Origin of the sequence: Nocardia colli, assembly GCF_008704205.1 — a bacterium.
GTDB classification, from domain to species: domain Bacteria; phylum Actinomycetota; class Actinomycetes; order Mycobacteriales; family Mycobacteriaceae; genus Nocardia; species Nocardia colli.
Genome location: NZ_VXLC01000022.1, coordinates 14,824 through 31,055 on the forward strand (window position 1 = coordinate 14,824; position 16,232 = coordinate 31,055).

Annotated in this window: 14 protein-coding genes; all 14 read left to right on the plus strand. The window is 69.0% G+C overall.

Annotated features, from left to right (window positions below; all coding sequences use genetic code 11):
• Positions 1 to 3 precede the first annotated feature (3 nt).
• From F3087_RS35150 to F3087_RS35215, 14 genes are read left to right on the plus strand one after another with little or no spacing between them, the layout of a single operon-like run.
• A complete protein-coding gene (locus F3087_RS35150; RefSeq protein ID WP_150406443.1) occupies positions 4 to 753 on the plus strand; it encodes a T4 family baseplate hub assembly chaperone in 750 nt (249 codons plus the stop codon).
• Positions 750 to 1,598, plus strand: a complete 849-nt coding sequence (locus F3087_RS35155) for a hypothetical protein (RefSeq protein ID WP_150406444.1) — start codon at positions 750 to 752, stop codon at positions 1,596 to 1,598. Before F3087_RS35150 ends, F3087_RS35155 begins: the two co-directional genes overlap by 4 nt.
• The gene (locus F3087_RS35160; protein WP_150406445.1) at positions 1,595 to 2,764 is read left to right on the plus strand and encodes a DUF4255 domain-containing protein; all 1,170 of its coding nucleotides are present in this window, start codon (positions 1,595 to 1,597) and stop codon (positions 2,762 to 2,764) included. The genes F3087_RS35155 and F3087_RS35160 overlap by 4 nt, the downstream gene beginning before the upstream one ends.
• Entirely contained in the window at positions 2,761 to 4,848 is a 2,088-nt protein-coding gene (locus F3087_RS35165) for an ATP-binding protein (RefSeq protein ID WP_191094300.1), read from the plus strand. Before F3087_RS35160 ends, F3087_RS35165 begins: the two co-directional genes overlap by 4 nt.
• Positions 4,845 to 5,114 (plus strand): hypothetical protein, encoded by a 270-nt coding sequence (locus F3087_RS35170; protein ID WP_150406447.1) that lies wholly within the window; start codon positions 4,845 to 4,847, stop codon positions 5,112 to 5,114. The genes F3087_RS35165 and F3087_RS35170 overlap by 4 nt, the downstream gene beginning before the upstream one ends.
• The gene (locus F3087_RS35175) at positions 5,111 to 5,752 is read left to right on the plus strand and encodes a hypothetical protein (protein WP_150406448.1); all 642 of its coding nucleotides are present in this window, start codon (positions 5,111 to 5,113) and stop codon (positions 5,750 to 5,752) included. Before F3087_RS35170 ends, F3087_RS35175 begins: the two co-directional genes overlap by 4 nt.
• Before the next feature lie 13 nt (positions 5,753 to 5,765).
• Positions 5,766 to 6,092 (plus strand): LysM peptidoglycan-binding domain-containing protein, encoded by a 327-nt coding sequence (locus tag F3087_RS35180; protein WP_150406449.1) that lies wholly within the window; start codon positions 5,766 to 5,768, stop codon positions 6,090 to 6,092.
• A complete protein-coding gene (locus tag F3087_RS35185) occupies positions 6,082 to 7,221 on the plus strand; it encodes a hypothetical protein (RefSeq protein WP_223885584.1) in 1,140 nt (379 codons plus the stop codon). Before F3087_RS35180 ends, F3087_RS35185 begins: the two co-directional genes overlap by 11 nt.
• Positions 7,218 to 7,757, plus strand: coding sequence for a phage baseplate assembly protein V (locus F3087_RS35190; protein ID WP_150406450.1), 540 nt, complete (start codon positions 7,218 to 7,220; stop codon positions 7,755 to 7,757). The genes F3087_RS35185 and F3087_RS35190 overlap by 4 nt, the downstream gene beginning before the upstream one ends.
• Entirely contained in the window at positions 7,757 to 8,080 is a 324-nt protein-coding gene (locus tag F3087_RS35195) for a hypothetical protein (protein WP_150406451.1), read from the plus strand. The genes F3087_RS35190 and F3087_RS35195 overlap by 1 nt, the downstream gene beginning before the upstream one ends.
• Positions 8,077 to 8,448, plus strand: coding sequence for a GPW/gp25 family protein (locus F3087_RS35200; RefSeq protein WP_191094301.1), 372 nt, complete (start codon positions 8,077 to 8,079; stop codon positions 8,446 to 8,448). Before F3087_RS35195 ends, F3087_RS35200 begins: the two co-directional genes overlap by 4 nt.
• Complete coding sequence (locus F3087_RS35205) at positions 8,445 to 10,940, plus strand: putative baseplate assembly protein (RefSeq protein ID WP_150406452.1); 2,496 nt, start codon at positions 8,445 to 8,447, stop codon at positions 10,938 to 10,940. Before F3087_RS35200 ends, F3087_RS35205 begins: the two co-directional genes overlap by 4 nt.
• Positions 10,937 to 14,026 carry a putative baseplate assembly protein gene (locus tag F3087_RS35210; RefSeq protein ID WP_150406453.1) on the plus strand — a complete coding sequence of 1,030 codons (3,090 nt, stop codon included), beginning with the start codon at positions 10,937 to 10,939 and terminating at the stop codon, positions 14,024 to 14,026. Before F3087_RS35205 ends, F3087_RS35210 begins: the two co-directional genes overlap by 4 nt.
• A complete protein-coding gene (locus tag F3087_RS35215) occupies positions 14,023 to 16,227 on the plus strand; it encodes a hypothetical protein (RefSeq protein ID WP_150406454.1) in 2,205 nt (734 codons plus the stop codon). Before F3087_RS35210 ends, F3087_RS35215 begins: the two co-directional genes overlap by 4 nt.
• The last annotated feature ends 5 nt before the right edge of the window (positions 16,228 to 16,232 follow it).

Consider the following 16,232-nt stretch of genomic DNA (forward strand, 5'->3'; position numbering starts at 1 on the left):
CACATGACTGTGTCGACTGCTCTGCGGGTGCCCGCGACGGCCGCGCTGCTGGACGCGTGGGAGTCCGGGCTCGGCGCGGATCCGGCGGATCGGGCGCTGCCGCTGCTCGAGCTGATGTGTGGCGACGGGCGGGATCTGGATAGCTGCGTACCGGGTGAGCTGAATCGGTTGTTGTTGCGGGCGCGGGCGCTGCTGTTCGGCGCCGCCGCCGACACGGTGGCCGACTGCCCGGTATGCGGCGCATCGCTGGAGGCGTCGATTCCGTTGGCGCAGTTGGTCTCCGGTGCGACCGAACACGATGGCGAGACGGTGCTCGGTGCGGTTCGGCTGCGCTATCGGTTGCCGACGCGGCGGGATCTGCGCGCGGTGGCGGCGCTGCCGGTGGAGCAGGCGGCGCGGCGGTTGGTCGAGCGCTGTGTGCTCTCGCTGCGCTCGGACGCGGGAGAACTGTCGGTGTCGGAGTTGCCCGCGGAGGTGGCCGACGCGGTGGACGCGGTGATTGCGCAGGCGGATCCGGATGCGGTGCTCGAGGTGGCGTTGGCATGTCCGGACTGTGCCGACACCGTGCGGCTCGCCCTGGATCCCGCCTCGTTTCTGTGGGACGAGGTCGATCGCTGGGCGCTGCGGGTGCTGCGCGAGGTCGCGGAGCTGGCGGCGGCATTCGGGTGGAGCGAGGACGCGATCGTGGCGCTGAGTCCGTGGCGGCGGCAGATGTATCTGTCGCTGGCCGGAACCGGACGGCGGTCGTCATGACGGGGGGTTTGCGGGCGTTGGTCGCCGCAGGCCGGGCGCAGACGCCGCGGCTGCGGCCGCGGCCGATGAGCCGGTTCGAACCCGGCGGTATGGGGGCGGCCGATATCGATACCGAGGCCGTGCCGCAGGTGCGTGCGCGGACGGTCGAGCCGACGGTGAGCGAGGCGGTGCGGTCCGAGTCCGCGCCGGCGCCTCGTCCCGCCGCTCCCCCGCGTCCTGACGCGCCGGTGCCGCGGATCCGATTGCGTGACAGGCGAATACCCGAGCCCGACGGTGCGGACCGGTCCGCTGTGCAGGCGATGTTGCGGCCGAGTGCCCCGGTACCGGCGCAGCCTGCCCTGGCCCAGGATGAGCGCGAGGCGGCGAGGGTGCCGGTGGCGCGCGACGAGACGACCGATCCGTCGGCGGTGTTGCGGCCCGCGGCCCCCGTGCCGATCGCCCCGGCGCACGATGCGCGAGAGAGGCCGACAGTGATTGTGGCGCATAATGATTCGGCCGATGAGCCGGTCGCGACGCGGCGGCGGGAGATACCGTCCGAACCGCCGCCGACCGAGCGACCGGCCCGGCCTGCCACCCCGGTCGAAAAGGAGCGTGGCGCGCTGGTACCGCCCCGCACACCGCTGCCCGCGGTCGCGACCTCGCGCACCGGCCGGCGAATCGATCAGCGCGCCCCCGAACAGGACTCGCCGACCCACGACAGTGTGTCCGAACCGGTGGTGCAGGTGAGTATCGGCCGGATCGAGGTGCGCGCCACCCAGACGCCGGCCGCCGCGCCGGCCGAATCCGGTCGGCGGTCCGCGGTGATCGGGTTGGACGACTATCTGAGCCAGCGGGGTGCGCGATGAGTAACGGACATGCCATCGCCGCGGTGACCCGGACCCTGCAGACTCTGCTGGTCGCGGCGACCCCCAACGTGACGATGTTGCCGTTGGACAAGGCGCGTGACGGTGCGGCCTCGGATGAGCAGCTGAATCTGTTCCTTTACAACGCCCCCATGTCGGCGGCGTTGCGTAACAGCGACGCGGTGGGTCTGCGTTCGGGCGAATCCGGTGGCCCCCCTTTGCCGTTGACGTTGCACTACCTGATCACCACCTACGGTGCCGATGAGGCGTCGGCGCATCGGGTGCTCGGGTTGGCGATGAGTATCCTGCACGATCACACGCTGCTCGGCAGGCAGCAGATCGTCGACGCCAACCAGGGTGAGCCAGTCAGCGAGCTGGATCGGCAACCGGAGCGGTTGCGGATCACACCGCTGCCGCTGTCCACCCACGACATGTTCGAACTGTGGAGCGGGTTCGCCACCAGCTACCGGGTCTCGGCCGCCTACGAGGTGTCGGTGGTGCTCATCGACAGTGCGCGCGACCGGCGTACGCCGCTGCCGGTGCTGCGGCGCGGCGCAGGCGCGGTCGCCGGCGGTGACGCGGTACTGACCGCGGTGCTGGCGCCGGAGCGGGCGATGATCGCGACGGCCGGGGCCACTGCGCGGCTGCTCGGGTCGAACCTGGCGGCGGCGACCTCGGTGGAGTTCAGCCATCCGCGGTTGACCAGCCCGCTGGTGGCCGCGCCGCTGGACGGCGGGGATCAGCAGCGTCAGGTGCGGGTGCCCGACGGGGTGCCAGTCGCCGGGTTCTACCAGGTGCGGGCGGTCACCGACCGGGTGGGCGTGCCACGGGTGGTGAGCAACAGCGTGCCGATGGGGCTCGGGCCCACGATCACCGTGACCTCGCCACTGGCCGTGCCGGCCGGGTCGGTGACGGTGCACGTGCGATGCCGGCCGCGGATCGCCGAGCGGCAGCAGGTGTCGGTGCTGCTCGGTTCGATCGCCGCCGTCCCGGCCTCGATCCAGACCGACCCCGACTCCAGCACGGTGACCGCGGTCTTTCCGCACGTGCGTGCGGGTGTCTACCCGGTGCGGTTGCGGATCGATGGCGCCGACAGCGATCCGGTCCGCTACCGCGGCACGCCGGCGGTGCCGGAATTCGATCCGGCAGTACAGGTGGTGGTCTCATGAACGCGTCCGGATTCGACCCGAACGACCACTATTTGGTGTTGTCGCTGGTGTGGTTGCGGCTGCTGCTGCGCCGCGTCGTACAGCGGCACACACCGGTCACTGTCGCCGCGCCGCGGGAAGTGATCGCGCCAGTGGCCCGTTCGCGCGGCTGGTGGCATGGGCGCACCGAACCGGCCCCGGTTGTTCCGGCCGCGCCGGGCGTTCCGGCCATGCCGGTGGTGCCGGCGTCGTCGCTGGATGCCGAGATCGCCCAGGCCGCCGAGCAACTCGCGGCCGCCGCACAGCAGAGCGAACCGGAACTCGAATCGTTGCGCCGGGCGTTCGGATTGAGCGAATTCGAACGCAATGTGCTCTTGCTGTGTGCGGCACCGGAATTGGATACCGGTATCGGTGCACTGCTCGAGGCCGCCTATGGCAGCGCCCGCCCCAGCTTCGCGATGGCGATGGACCTGTTCGACGACGCCGCATGGGATGTGCGATCCCCGCAGCGTCCGCTGCGCTACTGGCAACTCGTCGGCGCCGTGGCCGAACCGATGTCCACCGGTGCACCGCTGCGGGTCGATGAGCGAATCCTGCACGCGATCAAGGGCTTACACCACCTCGACGCGCGGCTGGCGATGTCGATGGAGCCGGTCGCGGCCAGGGCCGCGTTGCCGGCGAGCCAGCAGCAGGTCGCCGATTCCGCGGTGCACCTGATCGGGCGCGCGGCCCAGACCGGTGAGCTCCCGGTGGTACAGGTGGTCGGCACGCACGCACCCGACCGCACCGGGGTGGCCGCCGCGATCGCGGCGGCATTGCGGCTCGAGCTGTACCGGGTGCGGATCTCGGCGCTGGCCGCGGTGCCGGTCGCCGAGATCGATACCCTGGCCCGGCTGTGGCATCGCGAAACCCTGCTGGCGCCACGGGCGTTGCTGTTCGAGGACGACGGCGCCGACGAGCACGCCGCGCTGCGGCAGTCGCGGGCGATGTTCGTGCGCCGCAGCGGCGGGCTGGTGCTGTCCAGTGCGCCGGACCTGAGCCCGGATATGCCTGCCCCGACGGTGAGCCTGGAAGTCGCGCGGCCCACCGGCACCGAACAGTACGAGTTGTGGACATGGGCGCTGGGTTCCGAGCAGCGGGCACAAGTGGGGGTGCTGGCCGAGCAGTTCCGGCTCGACGGCCCCGAGATCGCCCGGATCGTCGGCTACACTGAACTACCCGCCGATCCCGACGCCGCGACCCGGGCCCTGCAGAACGCGGCCCGGCAATCGCTGCGGCCACGGCTCGAGAAACTGGCCACCCGGGTGCGCCCGGTCGCGACCTGGGACACCCTCGTGCTGCCCGAGACCGAACTCGATCAGCTGCATCAGATAGCCGAACAGGTCGCGCACCGCTCAACGGTGTACGCGCAGTGGGGTTTCGGCGCGCGGATGAACCGCGGGCTCGGCATCAACGCGTTGTTCGCCGGGGAGTCCGGGACCGGTAAGACGATGGCCGCCGAGGTGCTGGCCAATGCGCTGGGCTTGGATCTGTACCGGATCGATCTGTCCGGTGTGGTGGACAAATACGTCGGTGAGACACCCAAACACGTGCGCACCATCTTCGACTGGGGCGAGGCAGGCGAGGCGATCCTGTTCTTCGACGAATGCGATGCCATCTTCGGCAAACGCAGCGAGGTCAAGGACGCCCACGACCGGTACGCCAATATCGAGATCGACTACCTGCTGCAGCGGATGGAAACCTATCGCGGCCTTGCCATCCTGGCCACGAACATGCGCGACGCGGTGGACCGAGCGTTCCTGCGCAGGCTGCGGTTCGTAGTGAACTTCCCGTTCCCCGCGGTCGCCGATCGGGAACGCATGTGGCGCATCGCGTTTCCCGCCGACACCCCGGTCGGTGCGTTGGATTACCCACGGCTGGCCCGGATTTCGCTGACCGGGGCCGCGATCACCGACGCGGCACTGGGCGCGGCGTTCCGCGCCGCCTCGCACGGCGGGGTGGTCGGGATGGCCGACGTGCTCGCCGCAGCGCGCGATCAGCTGCGCAAACAGAGCCGTCCGGTCAACGAGGCCGATTTCCGTATCGAGCAGGGGGTGCCCGCGTGAATATCCGTGTCGAGGTGGAACGGATTGTCCTGCACGATCTTCCGGTATCGCAGGCGGATCGGCGGCGGCTGTCGGCGGCGATCGAGGCGGCCATCACCGCACGGCTCGCCGCCGGGGCCGCGCGGTGGGATCCGGCCGCGATGGCGGTGCCGGTGGTCGCCGCACCCCCGATCATCTTGTCCGGCAACGGGATCGGTGCGCTGGCCGACGGCATCGCCACCGCCGCGACCCAGGCGATCGGGCAGTCCGGCGGGGGGCGGCCATGACGGTGTCACCACGGGTGATCAGCGGCGGAATCGTCCTCGTCCCGTCCAGCGGGCCGATGCGGACCTTCCCGCTGCAATACAATCCGGATTCGGTCAACCGTTCGCTGCAACCCCAAGCCACCGGCGCGTCCGGTCAGGACCGCTCCGAAGCGTTGCGGCTCAAAGGCCCGGCGACCGAAACCTACACTGTCGAGGCCGAATTCGACCTCACCGACGCGATGGCGGCGGCCGCGACCAACCCGGGGCCGGTGCGCGACGGGCTGCACCCGCAGCTGGCGTTCCTGACCGGGCTGATCAACCCGACCTTCGCGACCCTGCGCGACAACGACGCGCTGGCGCGGGCCGGGACGCTCGAGATCATCCCCGCCGAAGCGCCGCTGACCTTGTTCGTGTGGAGCAGGCACCGGATCGTCCCGGTGCGCGTCACCGGCCTGACCATCGTCGAGGAAGCCTTCGATGCCGCGCTCAACCCGATCCGGGCCAAGGTATCGCTCACCATGCGGGTGCTCACCGTCAACGACCTGCCCTACGACCACCCCGGTTCGACGATCTTCCTGAACCATCTGCGCGCCACCGAACGGCTCGCCGCACCCGGTTCGGCCTCGTTGAGCCAACTCGGCATCACCACCATCGGATAAGGAGGGAGCAACCATGCCACCCGCACCGTTTCCCCCGTCGAGCCGCTACGCCGGCGTGCAAGTGACCACCTATACCGCCCTGAACGGGCGGGTATACCCGTATCTGCGGCGTCGGTTCTGCCCGGATCCGGACCGACTCGCACAGATCGGCACTCACACCGTCGTCGAAGGTGATCGGCTCGATCGGATCGCGGCCGCCGCGATCGGTGATCCGACCCAGTTCTGGCAACTGTGCGACGCCAACCGGGCCGTGCGCCCCGATGAACTAACCGAGCGGATCGGACGCCGGTTGCGGATCACGCTGCCCGACGGATTCGGGGGTGGGTTCGGTGGTGCTTGAGCGGGTGCAGTTATCGCTGATGATCGGGCCGGTGGTGCCGATTCCGGCGCCGAAGATCGCGATGGAGGCGTTGACCTCGGTCGAGGTGACCACCTCCGAGGACGGCACCGGCTTCCAGCTCGACTTCGCACTCGGCAATCGGTCACCGTTGCAGACGTTGTTCCTGATCACCGGCGGCGTCCCGATCCTGTTCATGCGGGTCATCATCGAGGTCACCGTCAACGGTGAATCCACGGTGCTCGCCGACGGAGTGATCGTCGATCACCAGATCGGCGCGGGCACCGACGACACCCATTCGCGGCTGGTGATCATCGGCCAGGACATCAGCGTGCTGATGGACAAACAGGACTTCAGCGGCATTCCGTTCCCCGCGATGCCCGCCGAGGCCAGGGTGGCGCTGCTACTGGCCAAATACGCGCTGTTCGGAGTGATTCCGGCGATCGTGCCCAGCGTGTTCGTGCACGTGCCACTGCCCACCGGCAACATCCCCAGCCAGCGCGGCACCGACCTGGCCTACATCCGATACCTGGCCGATCAGGTCGGCTACGTGTTCTACATCGACCCCGGTCCCAAACCCGGCACCAACGTCGCCTACTGGGGGCCACGGATCAAGGTCGGCGTCCCCCAGCCCGCACTCAACGTCGATATGGACGCCCACACCAACGTGCAGACGCTGTCGTTCCGGTTCGACTCGAAGAAGAACAAGATCCCCACCGTGTACCTCTACAACGAATTGACCAAAGTAGTGATCCCCGTGCCGATCCCGCCGATTACCCCGCTGAATCCGCCACTGGGATCGATCCCGCCGCTGCCGACCAGCGTCGCCGATCTGGCGCCGGTGGCCGACAATCTGTCCAAACTCGCTCCGGTGCAAGCGATTCTGATCGGCATGGCCAGGGCCGCCGACTACGCCGAGGCGGTAACCGGCACCGGCACCCTCGACGTGATGCGCTACGGGCGGGTGCTGCAGGCCCGCAAGCTCGTCGGGGTGCGCGGAGTGGGGCCCGCGTTCGACGGACTGCATTACGTCACCCGGGTCACCCACAAGATCTCCCCCGGCAGCTACACCCAGTCGTTCAGCCTGAGCCGCAACGGCTTGGTCTCCACTGTCCCGGAGGTGCGCGCATGACGAGCCCTGATCGGGCGGGGGTCCGGTATTACGGCAAATACCGCGGCACCGTCTTGAACAATATCGATCCCGAACAGCGCGGCCGCGTGCTCGCCCAGGTGCCCGACGTGCTCGGGTTGGTGCCGTCGAGCTGGGCGATGCCGTGTGTGCCGATCGCCGGAAAACAGCAGGGCACGTTCATGGTTCCGCAGATCGGCGCGGGCGTGTGGATCGAATTCGAACAAGGCGATCCGGACTATCCGATCTGGGTCGGCGGATTCTGGGGCAGCGCCGCGGAAGTACCCGCGCTGGCGTTGGTCCCCCCGGCGATCCCGCCGGGACAGAACATCGTCGTGCAGACCACGGCGCAGACCACGCTGGTGCTCAGCGATGCCGCGCCGACACCGGTGTCGGGTGGGATCGTGTTGCGCAGTCCCGGCGGGGCGACGGTGGTGGTCAACGACTCGGGGATCTACCTGAGCAACGGCAAAGGCGCGACACTGACCATGGTCGGTCCGACCGTGGCGGTCAACCAGACCGCACTGGTGGTGACCTGATGCCCGGGCCGCTGCTGCACCTGGGCGCACAGGTGAAATGCATGCACGCGGGCACCGCGACCCCGGCGTCGGTGAATCCACGGGTCACGGTATCCGCGCAGCCGACCACGCTGCTGTCGGTGCCGTATCTGATCGCCGGCTGCGCGTTGCCGCCGCCGATCGCGGCCAACGGGCCGTGCGTGACCGGGCAATGGATCACCGGCACCACCAGGGTCACCTCCAACGGGCAACCGCTGGCCATTCTCGGCGGCACCTCGATCTGCGCGCCCTCGGGCACGCCGATGCTGCCGCTGTCCGCACAAACCAGGGTGGTGGCGTTATGACCGAACGCGTGGATATCGCGTACCCGTACGGATTCGACACCCGCGGGCGCACCGCGAGCGCCGACTATCCCGCGCATGTCCGTCAGATGATCGAACAACTGCTGCTGACCCGCCCCGGGGAACGGGTCAACCGGCCCGACTTCGGCGCGGGACTCGAACGCCACGTCTTCGGACCCAGCAGTCCCGAGGTCGCCGCCGCGGTCGAGCTGAGTTTGCAGACGGCACTGGCGCGTTGGCTCGGTGACGTGATCGAGGTGCGGGCCCTGCAGGTGATCAGCGAGGACGCCACCTTGCTGGTGCGCATCGAATATCTGCTGCGCGCCCTCGGCGAGACGCGCACCGAGGACATCGAAGTGGGGACGCCATGACCGATACCATCATGCTGCGCTGCCGCGACGAACACCGTCGCGGGCTCGTTCGCCGCGATCCGCGCCTCAACGGGCTCGACTATCTGGAGGTGTCACCGGATCAGCGGCATCTGACGGTGTACTTCCTGGACAAGGCGCCCGCGGATCTGATGCTGGGCAATCTGCGCGTCACCGGCGGTCGCCGGATCACCGATATCCGGGTGGCCGGATTCTCGGTGTGCGCCAACGAGGATCCCGAACGCGACGACTGCCTCACCGTCGAGCTGGATCGGGCCGGGGATTTCTCCCGCTACCGGCTCGAGATCGTGCAGGCCGACCCGTACGGGTATCCGACCGCGACCCGCCATCCCGGCTTCGACCCCCGCTACTACGCGCTCGAGTTCAGCTTCAAGGTCGACTGCCCCACCGAGTTGGACTGCCTGCCGGTGCCGTGCCCGCCGCCGGTGTGGCCGCAACCCGATATCCGGTATCTGGCCAAGGATTACCAGAGTTTCACCGACCTGCTGCTGGACCGGATGACAGTCCTGGCCCCCGGCTGGCGCGAACGCAGCGCCGCGGATATGTATGTGATGCTGCTCGAGGTGCTCGCCTACGTCGGTGATCACCTCAGCTATCGGCAGGACGCGATCGCGACCGAGGCATATCTGACGACGGCGCGGTTGCGGACCTCGGTGCGCAGGCACGCCCGCCTGGTCGACTACCGCATGCACGAAGGCGCCAGCGCCCGGGTGTGGGTCGTGGTGGAAACAACCCACGATCTGGACGCGCCGATCGCATTCGTCACCGACCTCGACGCACTGCTGCCCGGTGCCCCTTCGACGCTGAAACCCGATGCGCTGGAACGGATTCCGGCCGACAAGTACCTGTGGTACGAACCGGTGTTGGCGCAGCCGATCCGGCGCGACCGCTCCACCATCCACTTCTACACCTGGGGCGACAGCGACTGCTGCCTGCCCGCGGGAACCACCGCCGCGACACTGGTCGACGTCGTCGACAAGGACGGCGCCAGCCTGCTGGGGTTGGCGGCCGGGGATGTGCTGGTGTTCGAAGAGATCCTCGGACCCGGCACCGGCCTGGCCGCCGACGCCGACCTCAGTCACCGCCACGCCGTGCGCGTGACCGAGGTACGCCGGGAGACCGATCCGCTCACCCACACCGCGATCGTCGAAATCGGCTGGGCCGCTGCGGATGCGCTGCCGTTCCCACTGTGTCTGTCCGCGATCGGGCCGCCGCCGGCGTGCGTGGTGCTGGATCCGGTCAGTGTGGTGCGCGGCAATGTCATCCTGGCCGATCACGGCCGAACCACCGGCGAAGGACTCGGCGCGGTGCCTACCGTCTCGCGGGTGCAACCGTGCCAGGACGGCTGCCCGGATCCGCCGGTGCTGCGGCCGGGGCCCTACCGGCCCGCGCTCACCGGCACTCCGCTGTCCTATCGCGTACCGTTCGGGCCTGCCGCGCCCGCCGCCGCGATCACCGCCGCCGATCCGCGGGCCGCACTGCCGCAACTACAACTGACCAGCACCGACCACGGAGTCGACGCGGTGTGGGTACCACGTCCCGACCTGCTCCACAGCGGCCCCGGCGACCGGCACCTGGTGATCGAAACCGACGATGAGGCCATCGCGCACCTGCGTTTCGGCGACGACACCCTCGGCCGCGCCCCCGCCGCCACCGAAAAGTTCCACGCCGACTACCGGGTCGGTGCGGGACCGGTCGGCAATGTCGGGCCCGACAGCATCCGGCACCTGGTGACCGGCACCGTCGTCCACGGTGCGACGGTGCGGATCCACAATCCGCTGCCCGCCGTCGGCGGGTCGGCGCCGGAATCGGTCACCGATGTCAAGAAGTTCGCGCCGCGCGCCATGCACCGCGACCGGCAGCGCGCCATCACCCCCGCCGACTACGCCGAACTCACCATGCGCGAGTTCCCGGCGCGGGTGCAGCGCGCCGCCGCCGAACAACGCTGGACCGGCAGCTGGTACGAGATGCGGGTCGGGGTGGATTCGTTCGGGGCGTTCGACCCGTGCCCGGATCTGCTCGCCGACATCGCCACCCGCCTCGACCATTACCGCAGGATCGGCCACGACGTGGCCGTGCGGCCCGCCATCAATATCGGACTCGAGATCGACCTGCTGATCTGCGTCGACGAGGGCTACCGGCGCGCCGATATCGCGCGAATCCTCTACGCCCGCCTCGGTAATCGCCGCCTCGGCGACGGCACACTCGGCATGTTCCATCCCGACGCGGTCACCTTCGGCGCGAACGTCGCCGCATCGACCCTGGTCGCGGTCGCCGCCGCGCTGCCCGGAGTCGGCAACGCCGAGGTAACCCGGCTGCGCCGGTACGGCCAGTCCACGGTGCCCGCCGACGCGAAAGACCTGCCCGACAACGGAGTACTGCGGATGCGGCCGATGGAGATCCCGCGGCTGGACAACGATCCCGCCGCACCCGAACACGGCATCCTGCGACTGGATCTGCGAGGTGGACGATGAGCACTGGATGTGGCACAAACCCCTGCGGCTGCGATAACTGCTGCACCGGAATCGCGGTCGCGACACCGATGCCGGTGGCCAACCGGCCCGGACTGCCTGCCTTGACCTACCGGGTGGGCACCCACCCGCAATTCCTGGCCAGCATGCGCGCGCGCCTGGGCAGCTCCGAGGTGCCCGCCCTGGCCGCGCTCACCACCCGCGAACCCTCGGACCTGTCCCTGGCGCTGCTCGACGGCTGGGCCACCGTCGCCGATGTGCTCACCTTCTACACCGAACGCATCGCCAACGAAGGGTTCCTGCGCACCGCCACCGAGGAGTTTTCGGTGCGCCGCCTGGCCGAACTCGTCGGCTACCGGCCGCGCCCCGGACTGTCGGCCTCGGCGTATCTGGCGTTCACAGTCACCCCGAAGCAACGGGTGCCGATCCCGGCGGGCACCAAAGCCCAGCAGATCCCGGAACCGGGACAACTGCCCGCAACCTTCGAAACCGCCGAACCTGTTGTCGGATACGGGAATCTGAGCGCATTGACCGTCCGGCGCAGGCAACCGCAACTGCTGATCGCCGAAACCCTGCGCGACACCAAACACTTGGTGCTCGAGGGTGCGCTGACCGATCTGCGCGACGGCGACCGGATCATCGTCGAAGCAGGCAACGTGCCGGTGATCTACGAGGTCACCCACGTCGCGGTCGACGCCCCGGCCGGCCTCACCACGGTCGCGGTCAAGCTCCTGGACAAGCAGCGCAAGCTCCCGTCGCTGGCCAGATCCTGGCGCACCGCACCTGTCGCCGCGCACACCGACGACGAGGCGCGGATCCAGGACGGAGAAACCCCTTCCCGGCTCGAACTGCTGGTCGGCGCACTGCGCAAACCGGCGTCGGTGCCACCCGCCGACGCCGCCGATCTCCCGCGCGACCTGCGTGATCTGCTCGGCGCCGACAAAGCGGGCGTCAGCGCGCTGCTCGGTGATCTCGTCCCCGAGATCGCGGGCACCCTCGACAGCGCGCTGGCCCACAGCACCGCGGCCAACTCCTCACCTTCCACCATTACCCGAATGCGGTTGAGCGCCATACTCTTCGGCGCCACGGCACCGAAGTTCCCGATCTACGACGGGGGAAGGATCACGGGCTACATCGATCCCAAGGAGATCAAGCTCCCCGTGAATCCCCCCGTCTGCGGAGGCGGCGACGCACAAGAACGCGGCGAGGCGCACAAAGCGGACGCGGACCCGAAACCCGAATACGAAGACCATCCGACGATCAATCCGCCGAACTACGATCCCGGCACCACACTGGATCTGGATGCCGTCTATCCGGCCGTCACCGCGGGCAGCACCATCGTGCTGATCAACCCGAAGGTGAACGTCCCGGTCGCCACCCGCGAAGTCAGAGCCACCGAGACGGTGACCGCCAATATCCTCGGCCTGTCCACCAAGGTCAGCAGACTCACCCTGGACAAGGTATGGCCCGACGGCGGCGACACCAAAACCCTGCACCAGGTACTCGACAACACCGTCGTGCTCGCCCAACCCGAAGTACTCACCCCCGCCGGGGAATCGCTGGACCACAAAGACATCGGCTGCCCACCACGGGCACAGCTCTATGCCGGCGCACGGTCGATGATCTACGACGATCCCGGCATCTCCTGTGACACACTGGAATTGGATGGACTGTTCCCGGAACTGACCCCGGGCCGCCGGCTGATCGTCACCGGTGAACGCACCGACGCCGCCATCCGAGCCGGTCAAGACCCCGACGCCGACGACGCCGGACCCACCGGCGTACGCGGCGAGGAACTGGTCATGGTCGCCGCGGTCGAACATCATTCCGCCCGCAAACTGGTGTGCCACAGCGGCGGTAGCCGCTCCGACGGCGAATACTACTGCGAGACCATCGACCTGCCCGGCGACACCGTGCACACCTTCGTGCGCCTGTCCGCGCCATTGGCATTCACCTACCTGCGCTCGAGTGTGGTCATCTACGGCAACGTCGCCCCCGCCACACACGGCGAAACCCGCGGCGAGATCCTCGGATCCGGTGACCCCACCAAGGAATTCGCGCGTTACCCGCTCAAACAACCACCACTGACCTACCTGCCCGCCCCCACCAGCGCGGGCGCGAGCGCCGCGCTCGAGGTGTTCGTCGACCAAGTGCGCTGGCACGAGGCCGACAGTCTCCTGGACATCGGCCGCGACGACCGCGGCTACGTCATCGACACCGACGACGACGGCAACACCGCGGTCGTCTTCGGCGCGGCCCGCCCACCCACCGGCATCGAGAACATCCGCGCCCAATACCGCAGTGGCATAGGACTTTCCGGTAACGCCGCCGCGGGAACCATCGCCACCCCCCTTGATCAACTGCTCGGGGTCACCGCGGTCACCAACCCGCTCCCGGCCACCGGCGGCACGGACCGCGACCGCCGCGAGACCGTGCGCCGCAACGCCGCGGTCAGCGTGCAGGCCCTCGACCGGCTCGTGTCGGTCTCCGATTACGCCGATTTCGCCAGCGCCTTCGCCGGAATCGGCGCGGCCACCGCCCGCGAACTCTCTGATGGGCGGCGGCTGGTCGTGCACGTGACCATCGCCGGCATCGACGACGCGCCGATCGCGCCGACCTCCGCGCTCGCCGCGAATCTGCGGCGCGCGCTGCGCGAACTCGGCGACCCGGATCAGGAGGTGCAGGTCGCGATCCGCACCCTGCGCGCGCTGGCCGTCTCGGCGAAGGTGCGCATCGATCCCGACCGGGTGTGGGCCGACGTCGAACCCGTCCTCCGCGCCCGGCTGCTGGCCGTATTCGGCCCTGGCACACGGAATATCGGTCGATCCGTCGCGCAAGCGGCAGTGCTGGCCGCGATCCACTCCGTGCCCGGGGTCGTCTACGCCGATCTGAGCATTCTGGATTCGATCGGGGAAACCGAACTCATCTCCGCGGATCCGACCGCCGGACTGCGCCTGCGACCGGTCGTACCCGCGGCATGGGCCGAGTTCGATACGAAAGCCGCACCGGGGCTCGGCCGGATCCGGCCCGCCGAACTGCTGATCCTGAGCCCGTCAGCCCCCGACACCTGCATCCTGGAGGCGCTATGACCCTGCCAGCCCACCGAGGCGACCAGCTGTATCGGCTGGTGCCCGCGATCTATCGGGCCCGCGACGAACAGGCCGGATTCCCACTGCGGGATCTGCTGCGGGTCATCAGCGAACAGGTCGGCCACGTCGAAGACGACCTCGACGGCCTCTATGACAACTGGTTCATCGAGACCGCCGCCGACTGGGCGGTGCCCTACCTCGGCGACCTGGTCGGCTATCAGCCCGGCAGCGCCGCAGGCGAACTCGCCCAGGCCGCGCCCGAACAAGTACGAGCGTTGATCCCGCGTCGCGAGGTCGCCGACAGCGTCCGCGCGCACCGCCGCAAAGGAACCCTGGCGTTGCTCGAGGAGCTGGCCGCCGACGTAGCGGGCTGGCCCGCGAAAGCGGTCGAGTTCTACCGGCAGCTCGCGGTCTTCCAGCACCTCGACCACATACACCTCGATCGGGGGGCGGTGGCCGATCTGCACCAGGTCGAACAACTGCTGCGGCTCGGCGGGTCCTTCGACACCCTGGCCCGCAGTGTGGATGTGCGGCGGATCAATTCGCCGCTGGGACAAGGGTTGCACAATATCCCCGAGGTCGGGGTGTTCGTGTGGCGGCTGCGCGCCTACCCGGTCACCGGCGCGCCCGCGGCTTGCATCGAGGAGGTCGGGCCGAGCTGTTTCACCTTCAGCGTGCTCGGCAACGACGCACCGCTGTTCACCCTGCCCGACCCCGGCACCGGCGGCGAACTGGGGCTGCCGATCCCGATCCGGCGGCATATGCTGGCGCGCCGATTCCGCGACTATTACGGTCCCGGACGCAGTTTCAGCGTCGAAGTCGGCGAACGCGTGCGCGGCACAGTGCAGCGCAAGCCGGTGCCGGAGCACGAATTCATCGTCGCCGACCTCACCGACTGGGCCTACCGCACGCCCAAGGGCCACGTGGCCATCGATCCCGAACGCGGGCGGCTGGCCTTCCCACCCGGCCATCCCCCGCACGGGGTGTGGGTGTCCTACCACTACGGTTTCAGCTCCGATATCGGCGGCGGCGAATATCCCCGCCGACTGCCCGCGGTCGAAAGCGAGCAGCCCGCGGAGTCCGCGCCGAAGATCTTCTACCAGGCCGTCGCCAAGAAATCCGGACCCGGCGTCCTCGACAGCATCGAAGACGCCCTGCACGCCTGGAACAAGGTGCGCGACAAGCAGCCGGTCGCGGTGATCGAAATCCGCGACAGCGACGTCTACGTCGAACAGCTCACCATCGAGCTGCGTCACGGGGAAAGCCTCACCCTGCGCGCCGCCGACCGCACCCGCCCGGTGATCTACCTGCTCGACAAACAGCGCAACGCCCCCGACGCGCTCACCGTCTACACCGAACAGGGCGAAAAATGCCGTCCCGGTGGATGTTTCACACTCGACGGGATCCTCGTCGCCGGACGTCCCATGCACGTGGAGGGCCCGCTGCAACGGGTCCAGATCCGGGACTGCACCCTGGTGCCGGGATGGGGGCTGGCCGGGGACTGCAGCCCGCGCCGCCCCGCCGAACCCAGCCTGGAAATCTATCTGTGCAGCGCCCGGATCTCGGTGCAGCGCAGCATCATCGGCTCCATCCAGGTCTACGCCGACGAGGTCACCGCCGACCCCACCCCCATTGAGATCGCCGACAGCGTCATCGACGCCACCGATCCCGAACGCGAAGCCGTCGGCGCACCCAACTGGCCACTGGCCCACGCGGCCGTCTCGTTCACCGACTGCACCGTCATCGGCACCGTGGGCACCCACGCCATCCCGCTCGCCCAGAACACCCTGTTCCTGGGATGTGTGAAGGTGGCGCGACGCCAGATCGGCTGCCTCCGCTACAGCTACGTGCCGCCGGGATCGCGGACCCCGCGCAGGCACCGCTGCCAACCCGACCTGGTCGACGCCGCCGTCCGCGACCGGCCCGGCTGGTCCGGGCTCAGCCCGTCACAGCAGGCCGAACTGCTTGCCCCTGAACGGGATCGGGTGCGGCCACTGTTCACCGACCTGCGCTACGGCACCCCCGGCTACGCCCAATTGCGTACCGACTGCGCACCCGAGATCGTGCGCGGCGCCGACGACGAATCCGAGCTCGGTGTCTGGCACGACCTGTACCAGCCGCAGCGGCTGGCCAACCTCACCGCCCGCCTCGAACAGTTCACCCCCGCCCACACCGACGTTGCCGTCCTGATCGCGAACTAGGAGAT